21 protein-coding genes and 1 pseudogene are annotated in these 23,707 nt (G+C 64.7%); 12 read left to right on the forward strand and 10 right to left on the reverse strand.

All coding sequences use genetic code 11. The features are described 5' to 3' along the window. Positions 1-9: 9 nt before the first annotated feature. Genes cyoB through FJW05_RS07320 form a run of 6 tightly spaced genes read left to right on the forward strand, consistent with a single transcriptional unit; the run spans position 10 to position 5,686 of the window. Positions 10-2,007, forward strand: coding sequence for a cytochrome o ubiquinol oxidase subunit I (cyoB, locus tag FJW05_RS07295; RefSeq protein ID WP_140629660.1), 1,998 nt, complete (start codon positions 10-12; stop codon positions 2,005-2,007). Between the two features lie 9 nt (positions 2,008-2,016). Beyond that, a complete protein-coding gene (cyoC, locus tag FJW05_RS07300) occupies positions 2,017-2,643 on the forward strand; it encodes a cytochrome o ubiquinol oxidase subunit III (RefSeq protein ID WP_140629663.1) in 627 nt (208 codons plus the stop codon). Then, positions 2,640-3,014, forward strand: a complete 375-nt coding sequence (gene cyoD, locus FJW05_RS07305) for a cytochrome o ubiquinol oxidase subunit IV (RefSeq protein WP_140543801.1) — start codon at positions 2,640-2,642, stop codon at positions 3,012-3,014. Before cyoC ends, cyoD begins: the two co-directional genes overlap by 4 nt. Positions 3,015-3,073: 59 nt before the next feature. Then, positions 3,074-3,817 (forward strand): SURF1 family protein, encoded by a 744-nt coding sequence (locus tag FJW05_RS07310; protein ID WP_140629783.1) that lies wholly within the window; start codon positions 3,074-3,076, stop codon positions 3,815-3,817. Beyond that, positions 3,817-5,163 carry an ATP-binding protein gene (locus FJW05_RS07315; protein ID WP_140629666.1) on the forward strand — a complete coding sequence of 449 codons (1,347 nt, stop codon included), beginning with the start codon at positions 3,817-3,819 and terminating at the stop codon, positions 5,161-5,163. Before FJW05_RS07310 ends, FJW05_RS07315 begins: the two co-directional genes overlap by 1 nt. Then, the gene (locus FJW05_RS07320) at positions 5,153-5,686 is read left to right on the forward strand and encodes a response regulator transcription factor (protein WP_210239087.1); all 534 of its coding nucleotides are present in this window, start codon (positions 5,153-5,155) and stop codon (positions 5,684-5,686) included. Before FJW05_RS07315 ends, FJW05_RS07320 begins: the two co-directional genes overlap by 11 nt. 15 nt (positions 5,687-5,701) lie before the next feature. Here the strand turns inward: FJW05_RS07320 and doeB are convergent, their stop codons facing one another. From doeB to FJW05_RS07370, 10 genes are all read right to left on the reverse strand, one after another. After that, positions 5,702-6,706, reverse strand: a complete 1,005-nt coding sequence (gene doeB / locus FJW05_RS07325; protein WP_140629671.1) for a N(2)-acetyl-L-2,4-diaminobutanoate deacetylase DoeB — start codon at positions 6,704-6,706, stop codon at positions 5,702-5,704. A gap of 4 nt (positions 6,707-6,710) precedes the next feature. Continuing rightward, positions 6,711-7,889, reverse strand: coding sequence for an ectoine hydrolase DoeA (gene doeA / locus FJW05_RS07330; RefSeq protein ID WP_140543807.1), 1,179 nt, complete (start codon positions 7,887-7,889; stop codon positions 6,711-6,713). Positions 7,890-7,925: 36 nt separating this feature from the next. After that, positions 7,926-8,918: a cyclodeaminase gene (locus FJW05_RS07335; RefSeq protein ID WP_140629674.1), complete on the reverse strand. Its 993-nt coding sequence runs from the start codon at positions 8,916-8,918 to the stop codon at positions 7,926-7,928. Then, on the reverse strand, positions 8,915-9,898 hold the full coding sequence (eutB, locus tag FJW05_RS07340) for a hydroxyectoine utilization dehydratase EutB (RefSeq protein ID WP_140629786.1): 984 nt from the start codon (positions 9,896-9,898) through the stop codon (positions 8,915-8,917). The genes FJW05_RS07335 and eutB overlap by 4 nt, the downstream gene beginning before the upstream one ends. A 20-nt stretch (positions 9,899-9,918) precedes the next feature. After that, positions 9,919-10,695 (reverse strand): ectoine utilization protein EutA, encoded by a 777-nt coding sequence (gene eutA / locus FJW05_RS07345; protein WP_140629789.1) that lies wholly within the window; start codon positions 10,693-10,695, stop codon positions 9,919-9,921. Between the two features lie 5 nt (positions 10,696-10,700). Then, entirely contained in the window at positions 10,701-11,360 is a 660-nt protein-coding gene (ehuD, locus tag FJW05_RS07350; protein WP_140629677.1) for an ectoine/hydroxyectoine ABC transporter permease subunit EhuD, read from the reverse strand. Then, a complete protein-coding gene (gene ehuC / locus FJW05_RS07355; protein WP_140629680.1) occupies positions 11,360-12,019 on the reverse strand; it encodes an ectoine/hydroxyectoine ABC transporter permease subunit EhuC in 660 nt (219 codons plus the stop codon). Before ehuC ends, ehuD begins: the two co-directional genes overlap by 1 nt. 210 nt (positions 12,020-12,229) lie before the next feature. After that, positions 12,230-13,081, reverse strand: coding sequence for an ectoine/hydroxyectoine ABC transporter substrate-binding protein EhuB (gene ehuB, locus FJW05_RS07360; protein WP_140547093.1), 852 nt, complete (start codon positions 13,079-13,081; stop codon positions 12,230-12,232). Between the two features lie 96 nt (positions 13,082-13,177). Then, complete coding sequence (gene ehuA, locus FJW05_RS07365) at positions 13,178-13,963, reverse strand: ectoine/hydroxyectoine ABC transporter ATP-binding protein EhuA (protein WP_140547092.1); 786 nt, start codon at positions 13,961-13,963, stop codon at positions 13,178-13,180. A gap of 136 nt (positions 13,964-14,099) precedes the next feature. Then, positions 14,100-15,485, reverse strand: coding sequence for a PLP-dependent aminotransferase family protein (locus FJW05_RS07370; protein ID WP_140629683.1), 1,386 nt, complete (start codon positions 15,483-15,485; stop codon positions 14,100-14,102). A gap of 82 nt (positions 15,486-15,567) precedes the next feature. Between FJW05_RS07370 and FJW05_RS07375 the strand changes: the two genes are divergently transcribed. The 6 genes and pseudogenes from FJW05_RS07375 to FJW05_RS27600 form a co-directional block, all read left to right on the forward strand. After that, positions 15,568-16,053: an Lrp/AsnC family transcriptional regulator gene (locus FJW05_RS07375; protein WP_140629686.1), complete on the forward strand. Its 486-nt coding sequence runs from the start codon at positions 15,568-15,570 to the stop codon at positions 16,051-16,053. Between the two features lie 420 nt (positions 16,054-16,473). Then, positions 16,474-17,967: an NAD-dependent succinate-semialdehyde dehydrogenase gene (locus tag FJW05_RS07380; protein WP_140629688.1), complete on the forward strand. Its 1,494-nt coding sequence runs from the start codon at positions 16,474-16,476 to the stop codon at positions 17,965-17,967. A gap of 34 nt (positions 17,968-18,001) precedes the next feature. Then, positions 18,002-19,381 (forward strand): aspartate aminotransferase family protein, encoded by a 1,380-nt coding sequence (locus FJW05_RS07385; RefSeq protein WP_140629691.1) that lies wholly within the window; start codon positions 18,002-18,004, stop codon positions 19,379-19,381. 22 nt (positions 19,382-19,403) lie between these two features. After that, on the forward strand, positions 19,404-20,504 hold the full coding sequence (locus FJW05_RS07390) for an alcohol dehydrogenase family protein (RefSeq protein WP_140629694.1): 1,101 nt from the start codon (positions 19,404-19,406) through the stop codon (positions 20,502-20,504). 366 nt (positions 20,505-20,870) lie between these two features. Further along, positions 20,871-23,420, forward strand: coding sequence for a caspase family protein (locus FJW05_RS07395; protein WP_140629697.1), 2,550 nt, complete (start codon positions 20,871-20,873; stop codon positions 23,418-23,420). Positions 23,421-23,513: 93 nt separating this feature from the next. Further along, positions 23,514-23,707 (forward strand): annotated as a pseudogene (locus tag FJW05_RS27600) (hypothetical protein); the annotation flags it as partial.

Here is a 23,707-nt window from a genome sequence, read left to right on the forward strand (position 1 = left end):
GGATGGCGGATGCCTGAGACGCTGACCAAATTCATCTTCGGCCGCCTCACTCTGGAGTCGCTGCCGCTGCACGAGCCGATCGTCGTCGTCACCTTCATCGTCGTGGCGCTCGGCGGCCTCGCGGTGCTCGGCGCGGTCACCTATTTCAAGCTTTGGGGCTATCTGTGGCGCGAGTGGTTCACCAGCGTCGACCACAAGAAGATCGGCATTATGTACGTGGCGCTCGGCCTCGTCATGTTGCTGCGCGGCTTCTCGGACGCCATCATGATGCGCCTGCAGCAGGCCATCGCCTTCAACGGTTCCGAGGGTTATCTCAACGCTCACCACTACGACCAGATCTTCACCGCCCATGGCGTGATCATGATCTTCTTCGTGGCGATGCCTTTCGTCACCGGGCTGATGAACTTCGTCGTGCCGCTGCAGATCGGCGCGCGCGACGTCTCGTTCCCTTTCCTCAACAATTTCAGCTTCTGGATGACGGTCGGCGGCGCCATCCTGGTCATGGCCTCGCTGTTCGTCGGCGAGTTCGCCCGCACCGGCTGGCTGGCCTATCCGCCGCTCTCCGGCATCAATTACAGTCCCGACGTCGGCGTCGATTACTACATCTGGGCGCTGCAGGTTGCCGGCGTCGGCACGACCTTGTCCGGCATCAACCTGATATGCACCATCATCAAGATGCGCGCCCCCGGCATGACCATGATGCGCATGCCGGTCTTCACCTGGACCTCGCTCTGCACCAACGTGCTGATCGTGGCGTCCTTCCCGGTGCTGACGGCGGTGCTGACGTTGCTCGCGCTCGACCGCTATGTCGGCACCAACTTTTTCACCAACGACTTCGGCGGCAACCCGATGATGTATGTGAACCTCATCTGGATATGGGGCCACCCCGAGGTCTACATCCTCATCCTGCCGCTGTTCGGCGTCTTCTCCGAGGTCACCTCTACCTTCTCCGGCAAGCGCCTGTTCGGCTACACCTCGATGGTCTACGCCACGATAGTCATCACCATCCTGTCCTATCTCGTCTGGCTGCACCACTTCTTCACCATGGGCTCCGGTGCCAGCGTCAATTCCTTCTTCGGCATCACCACGATGATCATCTCGATCCCGACCGGGGCGAAGATATTCAACTGGCTGTTCACCATGTATCGCGGCCGCATCCGCTTCGAATTGCCGATGATGTGGACGGTGGCCTTCATGCTCACCTTCGTCGTCGGTGGCATGACCGGCGTGCTGCTTGCCGTGCCGCCCGCCGACTTCGTGCTGCACAACAGCCTGTTCCTGATCGCGCATTTCCATAACGTCATCATCGGCGGCGTGCTCTTCGGCCTGTTCGCCGGCATCGCCTACTGGTGGCCCAAGGCCTTCGGCTTCAGGCTCGATCCGTTCTGGGGCAAGGTCTCGTTCTGGTGCTGGGTGCTCGGCTTCTGGCTCGCCTTCATGCCGCTCTATATTCTCGGCCTGATGGGCGTGACGCGTCGCATGCGCGTCTTCGACGATCCCTCGCTGCAGATCTGGTTCGTGATCGCCGCTTTCGGCGCCGTGCTGATCGCCTGCGGCATCGCCGCCTTCCTGGTCCAGATATTCGTCTCCATCCGCAAGCGCGAAGCGCTGGCCGATCACACCGGCGATCCCTGGGACGGCCGCACCCTCGAATGGTCGACCTCCTCGCCGCCGCCGGCCTACAACTTCGCCTTCACGCCGGTCATTCGCGACAACGACGCCTGGTTCGACATGAAGAAGGCCGGCTACCGGCGCCCGCTGTCCGGATTCAAACCGATCCACATGCCTCGCAACACCGGCACCGGCGTCGTCCTGGCGGTGTTCAGCGTCGCGCTCGGCTTCGGCCTGATCTGGTACATGTGGTGGCTGGCGGCACTGAGCTTCGTCTGCCTCATCGCAACCGCGATCGGCCACACCTTCAACTACCACCGCGACTTCGACATTCCGGCTGCCGAGGTCGCGCAAACGGAAGAGGCGAGAACGACGCTCCTCGCCGCCCAGGGCTAGGAATTGAGCATGGCATCGAGCGCGATCACGGCCGGCTCGGAACCGGTCTTCCACCTGGAAGAAGAGCACGCGCACGCCGAAGGCGGCAGCACCATGCTCGGCTTCTGGCTCTATCTGATGAGCGACTGCCTGATCTTCGCCATGCTGTTCGCGGCCTATGGCGTGCTCGGCGGCAATTACGCGGCGGGTCCGGCGCCGAAGGATCTGTTCGATCTTGGCCTGGTGGCGGTCAACACCACCATGCTGCTCTTGTCCTCGATCACCTATGGCTTTGCCATGCTGACCATGGACAAGGGCCGCGTCGGCGCGACGCAAGCCTGGCTCGTGGTGACCATCCTGTTCGGCCTGGCGTTCCTCTCCATCGAGCTCTACGAATTCGCGCACATGATCCATGAAGGCGCGACGCCGCAGCGCAGCGCCTTCCTGTCGTCCTTCTTCACCCTGGTCGGCACGCATGGCCTGCACGTGACCTTCGGCATCGTCTGGATGGTGACACTGATGGTGCAGGTCGCGAGACACGGCCTCATCGAGGCTAACCGCCGCCGGCTGATGTGCCTTTCGATGTTCTGGCACTTCCTCGACGTCGTCTGGATCGGCGTCTTCACCTTCGTCTACCTGATGGGGATGCTCAGATGAGCGCTCATGATCATGCCGATCGCGACCACACCCATGGCGGCGCCGCGCACGGGTCGCTGAGGGGCTACCTGATCGGCTTCGTCCTGTCGGTGATCCTCACTGCCATCCCGTTCTGGATGGTCATGACCGGCGCCATGGACAACAAGCAGGCCGCGGCCATCATCATCATGGCCTTCGCGGTGGTGCAGATCGTGGTGCACATGGTCTTCTTCCTGCATATGACCCCTGCGTCGGAAGGCGGATGGTCGATGCTGGCGCTCATCTTCACAGTGATTCTCGTCGTCATCGTGCTGAGCGGCTCGCTCTGGGTGATGTACCACCTCAACGCCAACATGATGCCCGGGCTCCACGAGATGCGGGAGATGCCATGAGCCCCATTTCGGGCGTGGGCGTGTGGCGCGCGGGGAGGGCCAAAGCCGAGGCAAAGGACATGACCGGCTCTCATGCGGGCTCGAAGGGCTCCGCGTCGCGATTCTTGGCTGTGGCGCTTGGGCTTCTCGGCATTCTGGTGTTTCTCGGGCTCGGCGTCTGGCAGCTGGAAAGACGGGTCTGGAAGCTCGATCTGATCGCCCGCGTCGACCACCGCATCCACGCTCCCGTCGTCGATGCGCCCGGTCCGCAGGACTGGAGCGGGTTCAGCGCGCCGGATCACGAATATCGCCATGTGCGGCTGGCCGGGCGCTGGCAGGGCGGCGCCAACACGCTGGTGCAGGCGGTGACCGAGCTTGGCGGCGGCTATTGGGTGCTGACGCCGATGCGCGACGACCGCGGTTTCACGGTCCTCATCAACCGCGGCTTCATCCCGCAGGAGCGCAAGGTGGAGTTCGAGCGGGAGAAGGCCGCGCTCGCCGCGCCGGCGACGGTTGACGGGCTGCTGCGCATCAGCGAGCCCGGCGGCGGTTTCTTGCGCAGCAACGATCCGGTTGCCGATCGTTGGTATTCGCGCGACGTCGCGGCAATCGCCAAGGCGCGCGGCCTGGCGGATGTCGCGCCCTATTTCATCGATGCCGAGGCATCCGGCGCTGCTGGCTGGCCGCGCGGCGGGTTGACCGTCGTCACCTTCCGCAACAGCCATCTCGTCTATGCTTTGACTTGGTTTGCCCTGGCAGGGATGCTGGCGATGGCGCTTGCCAGCCAGGTCCTCGCCGGCCGCCGGAACTGGGATGTAGCGTGATGAATATCGCGTGGCCCCATCACGACAAGCCGTTCCTGACGCTTCCTCCAACGCGGCAGGGAGGCGCAGCCTCGGATGCCGACGTCACGAACAGGAAGAACCTGCTCCTGCTCATCCAGCTGCGCTGGCTGGCGGTGGCGGGGCAGGTGCTGACCATCCTGGCCACGCAACACTGGTTCGCCATCCCGCTGCCGCTCGCCGAGATGGCGGGCGTGGTGCTTTTCCTCGTCGGCCTCAACATCTTCAGCCTGCTCGCCCTGCGCGGCAACCGCCGGATCTCCAACGCGCAGCTCCTCGTCGCGCTGATTTTCGACATGGCGGCGCTGACGACGCAGCTCTACCTGAGCGGCGGCGTCTCGAATCCGTTCGTGTCGCTTTACCTGCTGCAGATCACGCTCGGCGCCGCGCTGCTGGCGCCATGGTCGACCTGGCTCCTGGTGGTGACGGCCTCTGCCTGCTTCGTCTTCCTCATCTTCGTTTTCCAGCCGATCGCCATTCCGCATCACGGCGGCAGCGACCTCCAGGCGCTGCATCTGCGCGGCATGTTCATCTGCTTCGTGCTCGCGGCGGGCCTGATCGTGATCTTCATGACGCGAATCAACCGCAACCTGCGCGAACGCGATGCCTATCTCGCCGACCTGCGCCAGCGTTCGGCCGAGGAAGATCACATCGTGCGCATGGGCCTGCTGGCCTCGGGTGCCGCGCATGAACTGGGCACACCGCTCTCGACAATATCGGTCATCCTGTCCGACTGGCGCCAGATGCGCGGCGTCAAGCGCAACCGCGAGCTTTCCGACGACGTGGCCGAGATGCAGGCGCAGATCGAACGCTGCAAAGGCATCGTCACGGGCATTCTCATGTCCTCCGGCCAGGCGCGGGGCGAGGGCACGATCCGCACCACGATCCGCAGCTTCCTCGACGATCTCGTCGAGGAATGGCGCGTCAGCCGTCAGCCTCTCAAGCTCGACTACAGCAACGGCTTCGAGCCGGACGAGCAGATCGTGTCCGACACGGCGCTGAAGCAGGTGATCTTCAATGTGCTCGACAATGCGCAGGAAGCATCGCACGATTGGGTCGGCGTCACCGCCGGGCGGCAGGATGAGAAGCTGGTGCTCTCCGTCGAGGATCGCGGACCGGGTTTCGACAAGGATATCCTGGACGCGCTCGGCCAGCCCTATATGTCGAGCAAGGGGCGACCAGGCGGCGGCCTGGGCCTCTTCCTGGTGTTCAACGTGGTGCGCAAGCTTGGCGGCGACGTTTCGGCGCGCAACATGGCCGAGGGCGCCCGTGTTACCCTTTCGCTGCCGCTGGCGGCGCTGACCTATGGAGACGATCGTGAAATCTGATCGATCCTTGTTCGTCGTCGAGGACGACGCGACCTTCGCGCGCACGCTCAAACGCTCGTTTGAAAAGCGCGACTACGACGTCGTGATCTGCCACGACCGCGAGGCGCTGCTGGTCGCGCTGGAAACGGCCGTCCCGGCCTACGCCGTCGTCGATCTCAAGCTCGGATCGGGATCGGGTCTCGAATGCGTCAAGCTTCTCAGCGCCCGCAATCCATCGATGCGCATCGTCGTGCTGACGGGATTTGCCAGCATCGCCACGGCGGTCGAGGCGATCAAGCTCGGCGCCAGCTATTATCTGGCCAAGCCCGCCAACACCGATGACATCGAAGCCGCCTTCGGCCGCGCCGAGGGCGACGTTTCGGTGCCGCTCACCAGCCGCCCCACCTCGATCAAGAACCTCGAATGGGAGCGTATCCACGAAACGCTGGTCGAGACCGGCTTCAACATCTCCGAAACCGCGCGCCGGCTCGGCCTGCACCGGCGCACGCTTGCCCGCAAGCTCGAGAAGCGCGTGGTGCAGTAGGGCGCCGCACCAAGATTATTCGCGAACGGCCACGGCCAGCACCGAGACGCAGTCGCCCGCCTTGACCAGGCCCGGGAAGTGACGCGCGGCGAGCAGCCCCGACATCCTTGCCCTGATCTCCTGCGGCGCCTGCCCGGTGCGCCCGACCGGATGGATGCGCGCGACAACCTGGCCGCTCTCCACAGGCTCGCCGAGGTCGACCATCGTCTCGATCATGCCGTCATCCTCGGCGAAGGCGAAGCAATCACCCGACGGCATGTCCAGCCACTGAGTTCTGCCCTTCTCGACCGTACCATCGACGATGCCGGCGTGGCGGAGCACGTTGAGGATGCCGCGCCGGGCGATCCGCACCGTCTCGGCGCGCGAGGTTCCGCCGCCGCCGAGTTCGGTGGTGACGAAGACCTTGCCCATCTCCTCGGCGGCCGTGTCATACATGCCGACCGCGTCGATCTCGGTCATGCGCATCGAGAACGGCGCCGAGAAAGCCTCGACGGCGGCGAAGGCCTTTTTCTCCTGCGCCTTGTCCGGCAACGTATGCGCCGCGCAGAACGGCACGAAGTCCAGCGTCTTTCCGCCGGAATGGAAGTCGAAGACGATGTCCGCGCGCGGCAGCAGCTCGCGCTGGAAATAGTCGGCGATCTTCTCGGTCACCGTGCCGTCCGGCCTGCCGGGGAAGGAACGGTTCATGTTGCCCTTGTCGATCGGCGAGGTGCGCGTGCCGGCCCGGAACGCCGGATAGTTCATCGCCGGCACGATGATGACCGTGCCGGAGACATTTTTCGGATCGAGCGTGCGGGCGAGTTCGAAGAGCGCCAGCGGCCCCTCATATTCGTCGCCGTGATTGCCGCCGGTGAGCAGCGCCGTGGAGCCCTTGCCGTTGCGCACGACACAGACCGGGATCATCACCGATCCCCAGGCGGAATCGTCGCGGCTGTAGGGTAGGCGCAGGAAGCCGTGCTGGACGCCGTCGCGCTCGAAGTCGACGGTCGGCGCGATCGGCGAGGGACGCAAAGCGGACATCGGCTCAGTCCTTCACGAACAGCTTGCGCGGCACGTTGGCCAGGCACTCGACGCCGGCGTCGGTGATCAGGATCGACTCGGTGATCTCCAACCCCATCGTCTCCAGCCACAGTCCGGTCATGAAATGGAAGGTCATGCCGGGCTTGAGCTCGGTGCGGTCGCCGGGGCGCAGGCTCATGGTGCGCTCGCCCCAGTCCGGCGGATACGAAAGACCGATCGAGTAGCCGGTGCGGTTGTCCTTGACGATGCCGTACTTTTTCAAGACGGCGAAGAAGGCATTGGCGATGTCCTCGCAGGCATTGCCCGGCTTGGCGGCGGCCAGACCTGCTTCCATGCCCTCAAGTGTGGCCTTCTCGGCATCGAGGAATGCCTGCGTCGGCTTGCCGAGGAATACGGTGCGCGACAGCGGACAATGGTAGCGATTGTAGCAGCCGGCGATCTCGAAGAACGTGCCTTCGTTCACCTTCATCGGCTTGTCGTCCCAGGTGAGATGCGGCGCCGAGGCGTCCGCTCCCGACGGCAAGAGCGGCACGATCGCCGGATAGTCGCCGCCGATGCCGGCGACGCCGCGCGTGCCGGCATCGTAGATCTCGGCGACCAAATCGCATTTGCGCATGCCGACTTCGATCTTGTCGACGATACGCTGGTGCATGGCCTCGACGATGCGAGCGGCGTTGCGCATATACTCGATCTCGGTCGGGCTTTTCACGGCGCGCTGCCAGTTCACCAGCGCTGTGGCATCGGCAAAGCGGGCATTGGGCAGGTGCTTCTGCAGCGCCGCGAAGGCTGCGGCCGAAAACCAGTAATTGTCCATCTCGACGCCGATGCTGAGCTTGTCCCAGCCGCGCTCGGCCAGCACGCTGGCGAGGTAATCCATCGGATGCCGCTCGGTCGACTGCACATAATTGTCGGCGTAGCCGATGATGTCGTCATGCGCGAGATAGGCGGTGCGCTTGGCGCCGTTGGCGTCCTGGCCACGGCCGTACCAGACCGGCTCGCCGGAAGGCGGCACGATGACGGCCTGATGCACATAGAATGACCAACCGTCATAGCCTGTCAGCCAGGCCATGTTCGAGGGATCGCTGACGATCAGCAGATCGACGCCTTTAGCCTCCATGGCTTTTCGTGTCTTGGCGAGGCGCTCCGCATATTCGCCGCGCGAGAATTTCAAATTTGGCTGCATTTTGTTGTCCTCGTTTGTTGGGCCTGGCGGCCAGCATCAACTTTCGAAATCGAGCCCGGCATTGGCGGCGCGTGCACGGTCGCGAGCCAAAGTGGCGATTGCGGTGTCCTGCACGCCGGTGCCGGTGAGGTCGGCGATGGTGATGTCGCTGGCCGAGCGCCGTCCCGGCTTGCTGCCGGCGATGATCTGGCCGAGCTCCGTGACCTCGGCGTCGGCGGCGAAGACCGCCGCCTCGATGGCGTGATGGAGCTCGCCCAGGCGCCGCGTCTGCTTGGCGCTGTCGGCGACATAGAGATCGGCCATGCGCAGGATCGCCGGCGCGATCTCGTTCTTGTGCTCGGCGTCCGAGCCCATGGCGGTGATGTGCTGGCTGGCGGAGACGAAACCGGCCTTGATCAGCGGTTCGGTCGACGGCGTGGTGGTGACGATGATGTCGGCGCCCGCTGCCGCGTTCGCCGCATCCGGCTCCGCGCGCACGATGATGCCGAGCTTCTCGCGCAGGCGCGCGGCGGTGGCTTCAGCCTTGGCGGCGTCGCGCGCCCAGATGCGTGCCTCTGCGATCGGCCGGACCAAACGCAGAGCTTCGAGCTGCAGCCCAGCCTGCAGGCCGGCGCCGAAGATCGCGGCTACGCTTGAGTCTTGGCGCGACAAATGCCTGGCCGCGACTGCGCCGGCGGCGGCCGTGCGGATATCGGTCAGATAGCCATTGTCGAGCAGCAGCGCCTCGACCACGCCGGTTTTGGCCGAAAGCAACACCATCATGCCGCCGCCGCTCGGCAGGCCGAGCGTCGGATTGTCGAAGAAACCGGAGCTTATCTTGACGGCGAAACCGTCAATGCCCGGCACATAGGCGGACTTGACGTCGACCTCGCCCCGATGCTCGGGAATGTCGAGCCGCAGAATCGGGGGCATCGCCACCGGCAGCGTGGCCAAAGCGCGAAAAGCGTTCTCGACGCAGGCAACGGCGTCCAGATCTAGCGTCACGATCTTGCGCAGATCACTTTCGGTGAGAATGGTTATGCGGCTCATGCTGCGCGCTCCGCGATTGTCTCGCCGCAGACGATGCGGCGGTGCAGGTCCATGTCGATGTTCTTGCCGGAGAGGATGAGAACAGTGGGGCCGTTCACTTCGACCTTGCCGGCAAGCAGCGCGCCTATGCCGACGGCGCCAGCGCCTTCGACGATCTCACGCTCCTCTTCATACGCATGGCGGATGCCGGCCGCGATCTCCTCCTCCGAAAGCAGCACGACGTCGTCGAGCAGTCCCCGGCACATGGCAAAGGTCAGCCGGTTGTCGAGCCCGATGCCGCCGCCGAGCGAATCCGCCAGCGTCGGCAGTTCCTCGACCTGCACCGGCCGGCCGGCGTCGAGGCTGGCCTTCATCGCAGCGCCGCGCGCCATCGAGATGCCGATGACTTTGGTGCGCGGGCTCACGCCTTTGACGGCGGCCGCAACACCGGCCGCCAGCCCGCCGCCGGAGAGCGGCACCAGCACGGCCGCGGCATCCGGCACCTGCTCCATGATCTCCAATCCGAGCGTGCCTTGCCCGGCGACAATGTCGGGATGGTCGAAGGGCGGCAGCATGACCAGCCCTTCTTCCGCCACCAGCCTGTCGACTTCCTGCTGGGCGTCGTCCTGGCTGTTGCCGACGATGCGGATATCCGCGCCGAGGCGGCGGATGGCGTCGAGCTTGTTTTCCGGCACCAGCCTAGACATGCAGATCACCGCGCGGATGCCTTCGAGCTTCGCCGCATGCGCCAGCGCGCGGCCGTGATTGCCGGTCGAGGCGGCGACGACGCCGCGCGATTTTTCTTCCGCGCTCAATGCTGCGATCGCATTGGAAGCGCCGCGCAGCTTGAACGCGCCGGTGGTCTGGTGATGCTCCAGCTTGAGATGAACAGGACGGCCCGCGCGGTCCGAGAGGCTTTGCGACAGCACAATAGGTGTCCGCTCGACCTTGCCTGCAATGCGCTCGCGCGCCGCGCGAATATGCTGAAGCTCAACAATCATTTCGATCACGGACATTTCGTTCACTGGGCCAGCGGCTTCGTCCACAGCCGGCCGAATTCGGGCCGGGGCGTTTCGTCGCCGCACAGCCGCAGGCAGTTCCAGGCGCTGGCCTGGTTGCTGGTGACGACCGGACGTCCGATCGCCTCCTCCATGCCGGGAACCGCCAGTGCGGCGCGCAACGCGGTGCATGAGACGAACAGCGCATCGGCCTGCGGATGGGTGACGTTGCGCGCCAGCTCGACCAGGGACGCCGGCGTGATGCGCGCCATCTCGCGGTCGTCCTCGAAACCGAGGCAGGTGAAGCTTTGGATATCGAAGCCGTGCGCGGCGAAATAGGCGGCCATCGGCCGGCTGGTCTCGACGGTGTAAGGAGTCAGGATGCTGATACGCTTCACCCCGAACGCGTTCAGGCCGCGCACGCCGGCCATCGGCGGGGTGACGACGGGCACGCCGGGCTTGGCTGCATGGATCGCCTGCTCGATCTCGGCGTCGCCGATCACCACCGACGCAGAGGTGCACGAGTAGCATATCGCATCGAGCGGCTCGTCCGGCAGGATGAGCGCCGCGCCCGCCGAAAGCGACGGCTGCATCTTGCGCAGATTATCCGGCGTCGTCGGATTGGCGTAGGGAATGCGCGCGACATAGACGCCGATCCGCTCGCTCGCCACCATGCGGCGGAAATCCACTTCGCTGGTGTGGTCGGTCGCAAGCGCGATCAGGCCGACGCGCTTTTCCAGCGGACGCGAGTCCAGCGCAGGACGCGCCGTTTCGAGGCGGATGTCGGGCAATGGGTTCATGACTTTCATCTTTCGATCCTGCCGTAGCGATGCTCCAGCCAGCGCAACAGCACAACGGAGCAGAGGCTGATGACAAGGAAGAAGGCGCCGACCAACGTCATCGGTTCGATGTAGCGGTAATAGGTGTTGGCGACGCTCTTGGCCTGGTTCATCAGTTCCAGCACGGTGATCGCCGACAGCAGCGGCGTCTCCTTGAACATGGCGATGAAATAGTTGGCCAGGGCCGGGATCATCGGCGGAATCGCCTGCGGCAGGATGATATGCGTCCAGGTGTGGCGCCCACCCAGATTGCAAGCCTTGGCAGCTTCCCACTGGCCGCGCGGCACATTGTCGATGCCGGCGCGGTAAACCTCGGCCGTGTAGGTGCCGTAATGCAGGCCGAGCCCGATGACGCCCGCTACCAGCGGCGGCAGCAGGATGCCGATGTCGGGCAGCACGTAGAAGATGAAATAGAGCTGCACCAGGAGCGGCGTGCCGCGGATGAACTCGGCGAACCAGCCGACGCTGCGCGCGACGATGCGGTTCTCCGAGCGCCGCGCCAGCGCGATCCCAAGCCCCACGATCGCCGCCAGGACCGAGCCGAGCACCGTCGCCAGGATCGTGATCTTCACCCCCTGGATCAGGGTCGGCATGATCTCCCAGACGAAGTTCCAATCCCAATCCATCAGACGCGCACTCCGTCTAGGCCGCGCGCCATGCGGCGCTCCAGCGTGCGAATGCCCCACGAGATGATCAGCGCCAGCGCGAAATAGATGACGAGAACGGAGAGGAAGGGCATCAACGTGCTGCCGGTCTGCGAGCGCACCACCTGCGCCTGGAAGGTCAGGTCGGCAAGCGAGATCAGCGACACGACCGAGGTTGCCTTGAGCAGCTCGATCGCGTTGTTGCCGAAGGTAGGCAGCATGACCAGCAGCGCCTGCGGCAGGATCACATAGCGCATGCCTTGCCAGCGGCCGAGATTGAGCGCCGTGCAGGCCTCGTATTGCTCGCGGCCGACCGACAGTATGGCGCCGCGCACGACTTCCGCCGCGTAGGCGCCGACATTCAAGCCCAGCGCCAGCACGCCGGCCTGCAGCGGCGTCAGCGACAGGCCGGCAAAAGGCAGCACGAAATAGGCCCAGAACAGTTGCACGAAAATCGAGGTGCCGCGGAAGAATTCGATGTAGGTCGTCGCCAATGCGCGGATGATGAAGAAGCGCGACACGCGTCCCATTCCGGCCAGGAAGGCCATGATCAGCGCAAGCACCGACCCCATCAGCGTCAGCTCGATGGTGACAAGCGCTCCCTGCAATATCAGGCCGAGATAGCCGGACCACTGGGTCATAAAACTAGAAGTTTCCCAACATTTGATGTGCTTGGCGCCTACCATCGACAGGGAGATGCCGGTTTACCCTCCGTAGCTGCAGCGCAGCTGCTGCGTAGGATGGGCAGGCAGATGAGGGGCAGCGCCAACCTTGAAATGCTGGCGCCGCCCCTCATCCGTCACTTCGTGATGCCTTCTCCCCGTTAACGGGGAGAAGGCAAAGGCCGCGTCCTACTTCGCCGCGCAGAGCTTCTCGCGCGTCGTCGACATCGCCGCCTTGGCCGAGAAGCCGTAGGGTTCGATGATCTTGGCGAACTCGCCGGACTTTTTCATTTTGGCGAGCTCGACGTCATAGGCGTCGCGCAGTGCCTCGTCGCCTTTCTTGAAGGCCGCGCCATCGCAATAGACCGGCGCGCCCTGCACCGGCGCGATCACTTCGAGGTTCGGGTCGTTGGCCTTCTTCATCAGGTCGTTGATCGAGAGCACAGGCAGCGAATAAGCGTCGATACGGCCGTCCTGCACCATCTTTAGGCCGCTCTGGCCATCCGGCACGACGACGACGCGATCGCGCGGCACGCCGGCATTGAGCGCCAGCTTCTCCTCGGTGCCGCCGCCCGGCGCGCCGACTGTGGCGGAGCTGTCCTTGGCGATGTCCTCGTAGCTCTTGAAGCCCTTCGGATTGCCCTTCTTCACCAGCATCGCTTCGGCATCGCAAAGCACCGGCTCGGAATAGGCGACCGCCGCGCAGCGCTCCGGCTTCATGAACAGGCCGGCGGTGACGACGTCGAAGCGGCCGGCCTGCAGGCCGGGGATCATCGCGCCGTATTCGGAGATGGAAGCGACGATGTCGTTGACGCCGAGACGCTTGAAGATCTCGCGCGCCACGTCGGGAGCCGCGCCCGACACCTTGCCGTCGGCGGCGACCGCCGTATAGGGCGGCTCGTTGGCGATGGCGACGCGGGCGAAGCCCTGCTGCTTGAGCTGCTCCAGCTTGGCGTCATCCGCCGACCGCGCGCCGGGGGCGAGCAGCATCGCGGTGATCGCGAGGCCGGCGACGCCAGCCAGAATGCCAAGTTTCTTCATTGTTCCCAACTCCTTGTTTTGTCTTCTTGGTTTGCCTTGGTTCGGGACGGCCTTTGGCCGCCCTTGGACGGCTTGCGCCGCCCGTTTGCATTGCGGTCAGACGCGATGTCCGGCCGCGATGATCTTCTTCAGGAAGCTCTGCGTTCTTTCCTGTTTGGGATGGCGGAAAATCTCATCGGGCTTGCCTTCCTCGACGATCCTGCCGCGGTCGAAGAACAGCACGCGATCGGCGAAGTCGTGGGCGAAGCCCATCTCATGGGTGACCAGAAGCATCGTCATGTCGGTCTCGGCGGCGAGCTTGCGCATGACGTTGAGCACTTCCTCGACGAGCTCCGGATCGAGCGCCGAGGTGACCTCGTCGAACAGCATGATCTTGGGCGACAGCGCCAATGCCCTGGCGATCGCCACGCGCTGCTTCTGGCCGCCGGAGAGCTGCGCCGGCATCGCCTTCGCCTTGTCCGCTAGTCCGACCATGTCGAGCAGTTCCATCGCCCGCTTCTCGGCGGCGGCGCGCGCGATGCCCTTGGTCAGCATCGGCGCCAGGGTCACATTGTCCATGACGCATTTGTGCGGGAAGAGATTGAACAGCTGGAAGACCATGCCGATCTTCTGGCGCATCCTGGCCAGGTGCCGCTCGTCGGCCGGCAGCAACTGGCCGTTGCGCTCCATGTGGTAGAGCTGCTCGCCGTCGACCTGGATATGGCCGCCGTCGATCTTCTCCAGCGTCATCAGGATGCGCAGGATCGTCGTCTTGCCTGAGCCGGACGGGCCGATCAGCGCCAGCTTCTCGCCGGGCATGACCTGCATCGATAGGCCGTCCAGCACCTTGAAGGCGCCGAAGCTCTTCGAAATCGCATCAACCTTGATGATGGGCGCGGGCAATCCATGTCCCCGTTCTGGAGAAGCCTATGCCCTTAACGATGCGAAACGCGCCAAATCATGTCAATTGAGAAAATAATATCATGACAATATTTTTCGGCGCCGCACAATTTCAGGGCAATCTGGCTCCACTTGTGCATCAGATGGCGAGCAGGAGATGCTCCGGATCGCCGAGCAACAGCTTGGCGACAACGCTCAGGCCGGCGCGCAGTTCCCCCTCGGTGGTCGATCCGAGCGAGATGCGCACGGCCGGATGCCACGGCGTGTCGGCGATGCGGAACGAGGTGCCCGGCGCGATCGCCACTCCGCGCAGGCGCGCCTGCGCGACAAAGCTCTCCTCGGCCCGGTCGCCCGGCAGCTCGAGCCACAGATGCAGCCCGTCGCGGTGACAGCGATAGTCGACGCCGGCCAGCACTTCCGCAGCAATCTCCTGCCGGCGCCTCAGCGCGCCGCGCTGCCAGTTGACCAGTTCCATCGCGGTGCCGTCGGTCACCCAGCGGGTGGCGATTTCCGCCACCATCGGCGTCGCCATCCAGTTCGAGACGAGATGGCGGTTGGCGACGGCCGCGACATAGCGGTCCGGTACCGCGAGATAGCCGATGCGCAGGCCTGGCACGACGATTTTGGTGAAGGAGGTGACGTAGAGTGTCCGCTCCGGCGCAAAGGCGGCAACCGCCGGCGGCCGGCCTTCAACCAGCGGCCCGAGTACGTCGTTCTCGATGATGGCGACGTCATGCTTGCGGGCAACCGCCGCGATCTGCTCGCGCCTTGTGGCGTCCATAAGCGTCGCCGTCGGGTTGATCACAGACGGCTGAACGAACACAGCGCGGATGTCCGAGAGGCGGCAGGCCGCGTCGAGCGCTTCGGGGACCAGCCCGTTGCCGTCGATCGGCAGGCCTTCGAGGTTGAAGCCGAGATAGCGCGCAAGCGGGATCAGCGTGTGGTGGCCGATCGCTTCGGTAGCGACTGTCGAGCCGGGCGGCGCGACGCTCATCAGCGCCACCGTCATGCCGGCGGTCGCGCCGTTGGTCAGGCTGATGTTCTGCGGCGAGGCTTCAAGGCCGCAAAGTTTCAGCCATTCGACCGCGACCGCGCGGTGGCGCGGGAAAACCATGTTCGGCCGGAACGATAGCGCCGAGCTCGACGGCAGGTTCTCGGCCAGCCAGCCCAGCGCCTGCTTCAGTTTCTCCAGATGCATCGGCTCGCAGACCGGCTTCAGGATCGAGAGGTCGATGACCTCGCCCAGCCGTTCCGGGATATAGGGCGGCTCGGGCTCGCGGCGCTGCGTCTGCACGAAGCTGCCGCGGCCGACCTCGCCGGAAATCAGTCCCCGGCGGATCAACTCCTCATAGGCGCGGCTGACGGTCTGCACCGAAAGCTTCAGATCGTCCGCCAGCCGGCGGTGCGTCGGCAGCCGCGTGCCGTTGGCCAGCCGCCCGTCATGGATGGCGCGCGCGAACTGGTCGGCCAGCGAGAGATAGGCCGGTCGGCGGATGAGAGCAGGATCTGGCTGCCATGATGTCATGACTTATTAGAGATCGAAATCAGTGCAATTGACAATCGAAATAATGCATCGTCATGGTGTCCGCAACAAAAGGCGGACCCGCATGGCGGCAGCGAAACTCGACCCGATCGACCTCAGGATTCTCGACGCCATCCAGCGCGACGGACGCATCACCAAGCTCGCGCTGGCCGAGAAGGTCGGCCTGTCGCCGACGCCGTGCTGGATGCGGCTGCGCAAGCTGGAGAAGGCCGGCATCGTCTCCGGCTATCACGCCGCGATCGCCATCCGTGTCATCGCGCCGGTGGCGACCGTGCTGATGGAGGTGACCCTGGCCAACCACCGCCAGGCGGACTTCGACCGCTTCGAGCGGGTGGTGCGCGATATCCCGGAGATCGTTGCCTGCTGGTCGGTGGGCGGCGGCGTCGACTACGTGCTGAAAGTGATGGCGCGCGACATCGACGCCTATCAGCGGCTGGTCGACGGCTTGCTTGAGCGCGAGATCGGCATCGACCGCTACTTCACCTACATCGTCACCAAGACGGTCAAGGACGAGACCGTGCTGCCGGTGGCCGATCTGCTGCCGGAATAAGGGTGAGTCGGTCCCACGATCAGCGTGGAGATTAGCCGAAATGTCCGCTACTTCGTCATCCACGGGCGGAGCAAGGAGCGAAGCGACGCGGCGCAGACCCGAGGATCCATTCCGTGACTTTGAGGCGTTGCAACGGTGCAGAATTCTGCTCCGCTGTGCCCTTCGATCAAGGTCACGGAATGGATCCTCGGGTCTACGCCGCGTCCGCTTCGCTTCCGCTCCGCCCGTGGATGACGAAGTTGTGGAGGCTCGGCCAATTTCACCGTTTGGTGGCATCCGGCGGCTGGCCAGCCAGAGAGATCGTCTGCTTCCGCACGCCAATAGAGACAATCTCTCTCTGTCAACCTGCCGAAACAGCCTCTTTGTCTCGATCGTGCGACTAGTCTCTCCATATCGCCTCGGCACCGGGAGACCCGACTGATGTCCGCGCATTTTGCCCGTACGAACCACCATGACGCGCTCGACCGCCTCGCCGATCGCCGGCTGCTGCGCGCGCTCGCCTATGTCGACGGCCACTGGACGGCGAGCGAAGCGGCGGCAAGTTTTGAGGTTACCGATCCGGCCACCGGCGCTACCGTCGCCTTTGTCGCCGCGCTCGATGCCGACCAGACGACAAAGGCGATCAATGCCGCGTCACGCGCATTTCCCGCTTGGCGCTCGGCGCTGCCGCAGGAGCGCTCGAAAATTCTGCGAAAATGGTTCGATTTGATCATCGCCGCCAAGGATGATCTGGCGCTGTTGATGACGCTCGAGCAGGGCAAGCCGCTGAAGGAATCGCTTGGCGAGATCGACTACGCCGCGTCCTTTGTCGAGTGGTATGCCGAGGAAGCGAAACGCCTCAACGCCGAAAGCGTCACCAGCCATCTGCCGAATGCCGAGATGTCGGTGCGCCGCGAGCCGCTCGGTGTCGTCGGCGTAGTGACGCCCTGGAATTTTCCGTCGGCCATGCTCACCCGCAAAGCCGCTGCGGCGCTCGCCGCCGGCTGCACCATCGTGGCGCACCCGTCCTCGGAAACGCCGCTGTCGGCTTTGGCGCTGGCCGAGCTCGGCGAGCGTGCCGGGCTGCCGGCAGGCGTCTTCAACGTCGTCACCGGTAATGCGCGCACCATCGTTGGCGCGATGTGCGCCGATGCGCGGGTCCGCGCCATGAGCTTCACCGGCTCGACCGAAGTCGGCCGGCTGATCGCCGCGCAGAGCGCGCCGACGATGAAACGGCTGGTGATGGAGCTCGGCGGCCACGCGCCGCTGATCGTCTTCGACGACGCCGATATCGACAAGGCCGTCAAGATCGCGCTCGATGCCAAATTCGCCACCTCCGGCCAGGATTGCCTCGCCGCCAACCGCATCTATGTGCAGCGGCCGATCTATGATCGCTTCTGCGCCGCTTTCGCCCGTCGCATCGAGCAACTCCGCACCGGCAACGGCCTATCCGCTGACGCCGATATCGGGCCGCTGATGCATGAGCGCGCGGTGAAGAAGGTCGAGGAGCAAGTCGCCGATGCGCTCACCCACGGCGCGCGCTGCCTGACCGGCGGCAAGCGTCACGCGGCCGGCCCGCTGTTTTACCAGCCGACGCTGCTCGCCGATGTGCCGGACGCCGCTCTGATCATGCGCGAAGAAACCTTCGGCCCTATCGCGGCTGTGACGCCGTTCGACGACGAGGCGGAAGTCGTCGCCCGCGCCAACGCCACCGAATACGGCCTCGTTGCCTATGTCGTCACCGAAAACGGCGCGCGGCAGGCGCGCATGGGCCGCGCCCTGGAGTACGGCATGGTCGCGATCAACCGGGTCAAGATCACCGGCGCGCCGATCCCCTTCGGCGGCGTCAAGCAATCCGGCATCGGCCGCGAGGGCTCGCGCCACGGCCTCGAAGCCTTCACCGATCTGAAATACCTCTGCCTCGACGTAGCCTAAGCTGCGTAGGCCTCATTCTCGTCAGGAGTCAAAAATGCTCGAACAGTCCAACGAACTCTCCGCCTGGGATCGCGACCACTTCTTCCATCCCTCGACGCATATGGGCACGCACGCGCGCGGTGAATCGCCGGCCCGCATCATGGCCGGCGGCGAAGGCGTCACCATCTGGGACAACACCGGCAAGAAGAGCATCGATGCCTTCGCCGGCCTCTATTGCGTCAATGTCGGTTACGGCCGCCAGAAGATCGCCGATGCCATCGCCGAGCAGGCGAAGAACCTCGCCTACTACCACGCCTATGTTGGCCACGGCACCGAAGCCTCGATCACGCTTGCCAAGATGATCATCGACCGCGCGCCGAAGGGCATGAGCCGAGTCTATTTCGGCCTCTCCGGCTCCGATGCCAACGAGACCAACATCAAGCTGATCTGGTATTACAACAACGTTCTCGGCCGGCCCGAGAAGAAGAAGATCATCTCGCGCTGGCGCGGCTATCACGGCTCGGGCGTCATGACCGGCTCGCTGACCGGGCTCGAGCTGTTCCACAATGCCTTCGACCTGCCGCGCGCGCCGATCATGCATACCGAAGCGCCGTATTATTTCCGCCGCGCCGACCGCTCGATGAGCGAGGAGCAGTTCTCGCAATATTGCGCCGACAAGCTTGAGGAGATGATCCTGGCCGAGGGCCCTGACACGGTCGCAGCCTTCATCGGCGAACCGATCCTCGGCACCGGCGGCATCGTTCCGCCGCCGGCCGGATATTGGGCAAAGATTCAGGCCGTGCTCAACAAATACGACGTGCTGCTCGTCGCCGACGAGGTGGTGACCGGCTTTGGTCGTCTCGGCACCATGTTCGGCTCCGACCATTATGGTATCAAGCCGGACCTGATCACCATCGCCAAGGGCCTGACCTCGGCCTATGCGCCGCTTTCCGGCGTCATCGTCGCCGACAAGGTCTGGCAGGTGCTGGTCAAGGGCTCGGACAAGCTGGGCTCGCTTGGCCATGGCTGGACCTATTCGGCGCACCCGATCTGCGTTGCCGCCGGTGTCGCCAATCTCGAGCTGATCGACGAGATGGACCTGGTCCGGAACGCCGGCGAGACCGGTGCTTACTTCCGCGCTGAGCTTGCCAAGGCCGTCGGCGGCCACCGGAATGTCGGCGAGGTGCGCGGCGACGGCATGCTGGCCGCAATCGAGTTCGTCAAGGACCGCGACGACCGCGTCTTCTTCGATCCGGCTCTGAAGGTCGGGCCGCAGATCGCCACCGCGCTAGCGGCAAGCGGCGTCATCGGCCGCGCCATGCCGCAGGGCGACATCCTCGGTTTCGCGCCGCCGCTCTGCCTGACGCGCGAGGAAGCCGACATCATCGTCGCCAAGACCGCCAACGCGGTGAACAGCGTATTGGCCAGCATCTGAGAAGTGACATCCGAGAAGCGACATGAATGCCATGACAAGAACTCTTCCCGCCACAATGGCGGCCGTGCAGCTTACGGGCCATGGCGGGCTTGAGAAGCTCGTCTACCGCACCGATGTGAAGGTGCCGGCACCTGCCGCCGGCGAGGTGCTGGTCAAGGTCAGCGCCTGCGGCATGAACAACACCGATGTCTGGGTGCGCCAGGGCGCCTATGGCACTGAAGAGGATGCGGCTGCCGTGTCGACCTGGCGCCGGCAAGGCAACACGCTCACCTTCCCGCGCATCCAGGGCACCGACACGGTTGGCACGATCGTCGCCGTCGGCGACGGCGTGTCCGCGAACCGCATCGGCGAGCGCGTCATGGTCGACTTCTCGATCTACAACCGCGACGACGATTCGCTCGCCGACATCGACTATATGGGCCACGGCCGTGACGGCGGTTATGCCGAATACCAGGCGCTGCCGGCCGAGAACGCGCATGTCGTCGACACCGATCTGAGCGATCTCGAGCTCGCCACCTTCTGCTGCGCCTACCTCACCGGCGAGCAGATGCTGGAGCGGGCGGCGCTGAAGGCTGGCGAGCGTGTGCTGGTCACCGGCGCCTCCGGCGGTGTCGGCTCCGGCATCGTGCAACTGGCAAGGGCGCGGGGCGCCATCCCCTACGCCGTCGTCGGCAAGGGCAAGGAACAGGCCGTGCTCGACATCGGCGCCGAGAAAGTGATCACGCGCGGCGTGGCCGACCTGCTCACCGCCGTCAACGAAGCGACGGGCGGCGAGCCCGTCGACGTGGTCGCCGACCTCGTCGGTGGCGCCATCTTCAACGACCTCCTACGTATCCTGCGGCCCGAAGGCCGCTACACCACGGCCGGCGCCATTGCAGGGCCGGTGGTGCAGCTGGACCTCCGCACCATGTATCTGAAGCAGCTCCAACTCCACGGCTCGAGCCAAGGCACGCGGGCGGATTTCCGCCGCATCGTGCGCTACATCGAGGAAAAGAAGATCAAGCCGCTGGTCGGCGGCGTCTACAAACTGTCGGATTTCCACCGCGCCCAGACCGACTTCATGGCCAAGGACTTCGTCGGCAAGCTGGTGGTGGTGCCGGACGCGATGTGGATCGGCGCCTGACCAGGAAAGAGGCCGGCTCGGGCTCGGCGGTTCGCCGTAGCCTTCCGTCCGGAATTGCGTAAAAGCAAAGAGATAGGACGTTTTCGCCGTTTCCATGAAACGCTGTGGCGTCACGGACACGCAGCGCTGCGCGGACGCGTGGCTCGCCGATGGCGATCCTGCATCGACAGACGGCGACGCGTTTACCCAGGTCATTGCGGCGCCGAGGTCTCTGGGTTATTTTAGCGGTTGATTGAATGCGCGATCTGCCTTGCCATCGCAGCCGCGTTCCTTGCCGTCTTGGCAGATTGTGAAGTCTTTAACAGACCGCGATGCCGCGAGCTGCGTTCTTGTGGCCGACGGGTGACAGCAGTTAGGGATTTTACCATGCTGCGATGCTGCGCGCTGATAGCAGCCTTGATCCTCGTGGGCCTCGCGACGGTGCAGGCGCACGCCGATCGAAGGGTTGCGCTTGTCATCGGCAATTCCGAATATCGCGAAATCCCTGCGCTGAAAAATCCGGACAAGGATGCCGACGACGTGTCGAGCACGTTCCGGCTGGCCGGCTTCGATGTGTTCGTCGCCAAGGATCTCACCAAGCTCCAGTTCGAGAAGCAGTTCCGCAATTATCTCGCGGCGGCGGACGGCGCCGATCTGGCGGTCGTCTACTATTCGGGTCACGGCTTTCAGATCGGCGGCGAGAATTTCCTGATCCCGGTCGATGCGTCGCTCAAGGATGCGGCCGACATCGAGGTCCAGGCGGTCAAGCTCGACGACGTCCTGCAGCAATTGCGCGCCAAATCGAAGATCCAGGTGATCATCCTCGATGCCTGCCGCAACAACCCGTTCCCCCGCAAGGATTACTGGCTACGCGACCAATTGATCGCGGCCGGCGGCACCGGTCTCGCGCAGGTCAAAAGCTCGCTGAACACGCTGATCGCCTTCGCCACGGAACCCGGCGCCGTCGCCTATGACGGGTCCGGCGATCTCAGCCCGTTTTCATCCGCCTTCTCCCGCCGCGCGCTGGCGCCGAACCAGGAGATACGCTCGGTCATGGCGGCCGTCCGCCGCGACGTGGTCGAGGCCACCAAGGGCGCGCAGGTCCCTTGGGAGAATTCCTCGCTGATCGACGAGGTGGTGCTGATGCGCCGCGCCAGCCGGCCGGCTTTGCCACCGGTGCTGGAAAAGACCGTGCCGTCGGGCGTCGGTCCGGTCGCGCTTGACCTGCCGGTGCCGGTCGATGTCGATGGCGGCGCGGTCACCATCAGCATCGAAAGGCCGCCGGCGCTGGGGCGTCTGATCCTGGACGGCAAGCCGGTCGCGACGGGCGAGCCGATAGAGGGCAAGGATCTGCCGCGACTCGCGATGGATGTGCCGAAGGGCGCCGCCGCCGAGGACCAGGTCGACATGCTGGCCTATGCCACACATGACGAGTGGGGCGGTGGATCGCAGGGCATACTGGTGTTCCGGGTCAAGAATGGCGATGGCGCCGCGGGCAAGCAGCTCGTGGCCTCGCTGGAGTCCGAGCAGAAGCAACAGGTGCTTGAGCGCGGCATCCACATCACCGGCGCCGCCGAAGCGATCGAGAACCGCGACGTCAAGATTCCGGTCGGTGTCGGCCCGGTGCCGCTGAAGCTGGATTTCCCGACCAAGGATCCGGCCGTAAGCGTGAAGCTTGCGAGCTATCCGGCAACCGGGACGCTGTCCCTGCCGGACCGGACCCTATCGCCGCAATCGAGCCTGATGGCCGACGAGGTCGATAAACTGCGCTACGAACCGCAGATAGGCGCGGTCAAGCCATTGATAGTCGGCGTCGAAATCAGGGCCGACAACGCACCGTCAAAGCCGGCGACGATGAAGCTGTCGCCGAGTGTCGACCCGTGCGACACGCAGGCAGGCGAACCCTTGGACCTGCAGGGCGTCGTTCCTGGCCTGTTGCCGAACGAGATCGGTGCCGGGGCGGTGGAGGCCTGCCGGGCGGCGGTGAAGGCGTATCCTGATGTCGCGCGGTTCCACTACGAACTCGGGCGCGCGCTGCTCGCCGCCGGCAAGGTCGAGGAGGCCAAGAAGTCCATCCAGAAGGCCGCCGACCAGGGACATGTCCGCGCGGTGTTCGAGCTGGGCTACCTCAACGCGACCGGGGCGGGTATGCCCGCCAACCGCAAGCAGGCCAACACGTTCTACGCGGCCGCGTCCGACAAGGGCGATCCTTATGGAATGACCTCCTGGGGCCGCGCCTTATTCAACGGATACGGTGTTGATCGCGATACCGGCAAGGGGCTTGACCTGCTGCTCAAGGCGGCAGCTATGGGGCACACCTATGCCATGAACGACCTCGCGGCGATCTTTACGGAAGGCCGCAACGGCGTGCCGGCCGATCCGGCTCGCGCCGTGGCCTTCCTCAAGGCTGGCGTCGAGCGGCAGGATATGTATTCGATGAACCTGCTCGGCCGCAATTATCTCGCTGGCACGGGGGTCGAGAAGGACCCCAAGGCCGCGCTCTCGCTGTTCCAGAAATCGATGGATCTCGGCCAGCCCTATGCTCCCGGCAGTCTCGCACGCATGTACAGGGATGGCGTCGGCGTGCAGCAGGACTTGGCTGAAGCGCGACGGCTGTTCGAGCTGGCGACCGACCGCGGCGATCAGTCGGCTGCGTATGATCGCGCGGCTCTGGAGATGCAAAGAGGCGACAAGGCCGACCAGGCCGTGGCCGCGCGCTATCTTGCCTTCGCGGCCGCGCTCGATCTTCGCAACGAAATTCCGGACGCAAGGACCACGCTGGCGAAATTCGGGGCGAAGGCGAAGACAGCGGCCCTGAAACAGATGCGCGGAGAACTCAAATCGAAGATTTCGGCGGATGGCTCGTTGGACGATCAGCTGGTCAAGACAGCCAGGGCGGTCTGGGAACAAGCCAATCCGCGCCGGGACTTGTTCTGATCAACAGGAGGCAATGTGGTGGGCTGGGCATCGAAACACGCAATCGTCGCAACAATCCTATCCGGCGCTCTCACGGTCGCAGGCTGCACGACCGTGACGCCCAAGGTCGAGCCGGCTCCGACGGCGAAGCATAGGACGAAAGTCGTTCGCACGACGACCGCGCCAAAAGTCGTCGAGCGCAAGAAGGTCACCGCCAAGAAACTGATCAAGCCCGTTCAGACCGAAACCGCGCCTGTCATTGCACCGATAGGCGGGGGAGGCGGTAGCGGGGGCAGTGGCGGAGGGGG

This window comes from Mesorhizobium sp. B2-9-1 (assembly GCF_006439455.1).
Classification (GTDB): domain Bacteria; phylum Pseudomonadota; class Alphaproteobacteria; order Rhizobiales; family Rhizobiaceae; genus Mesorhizobium.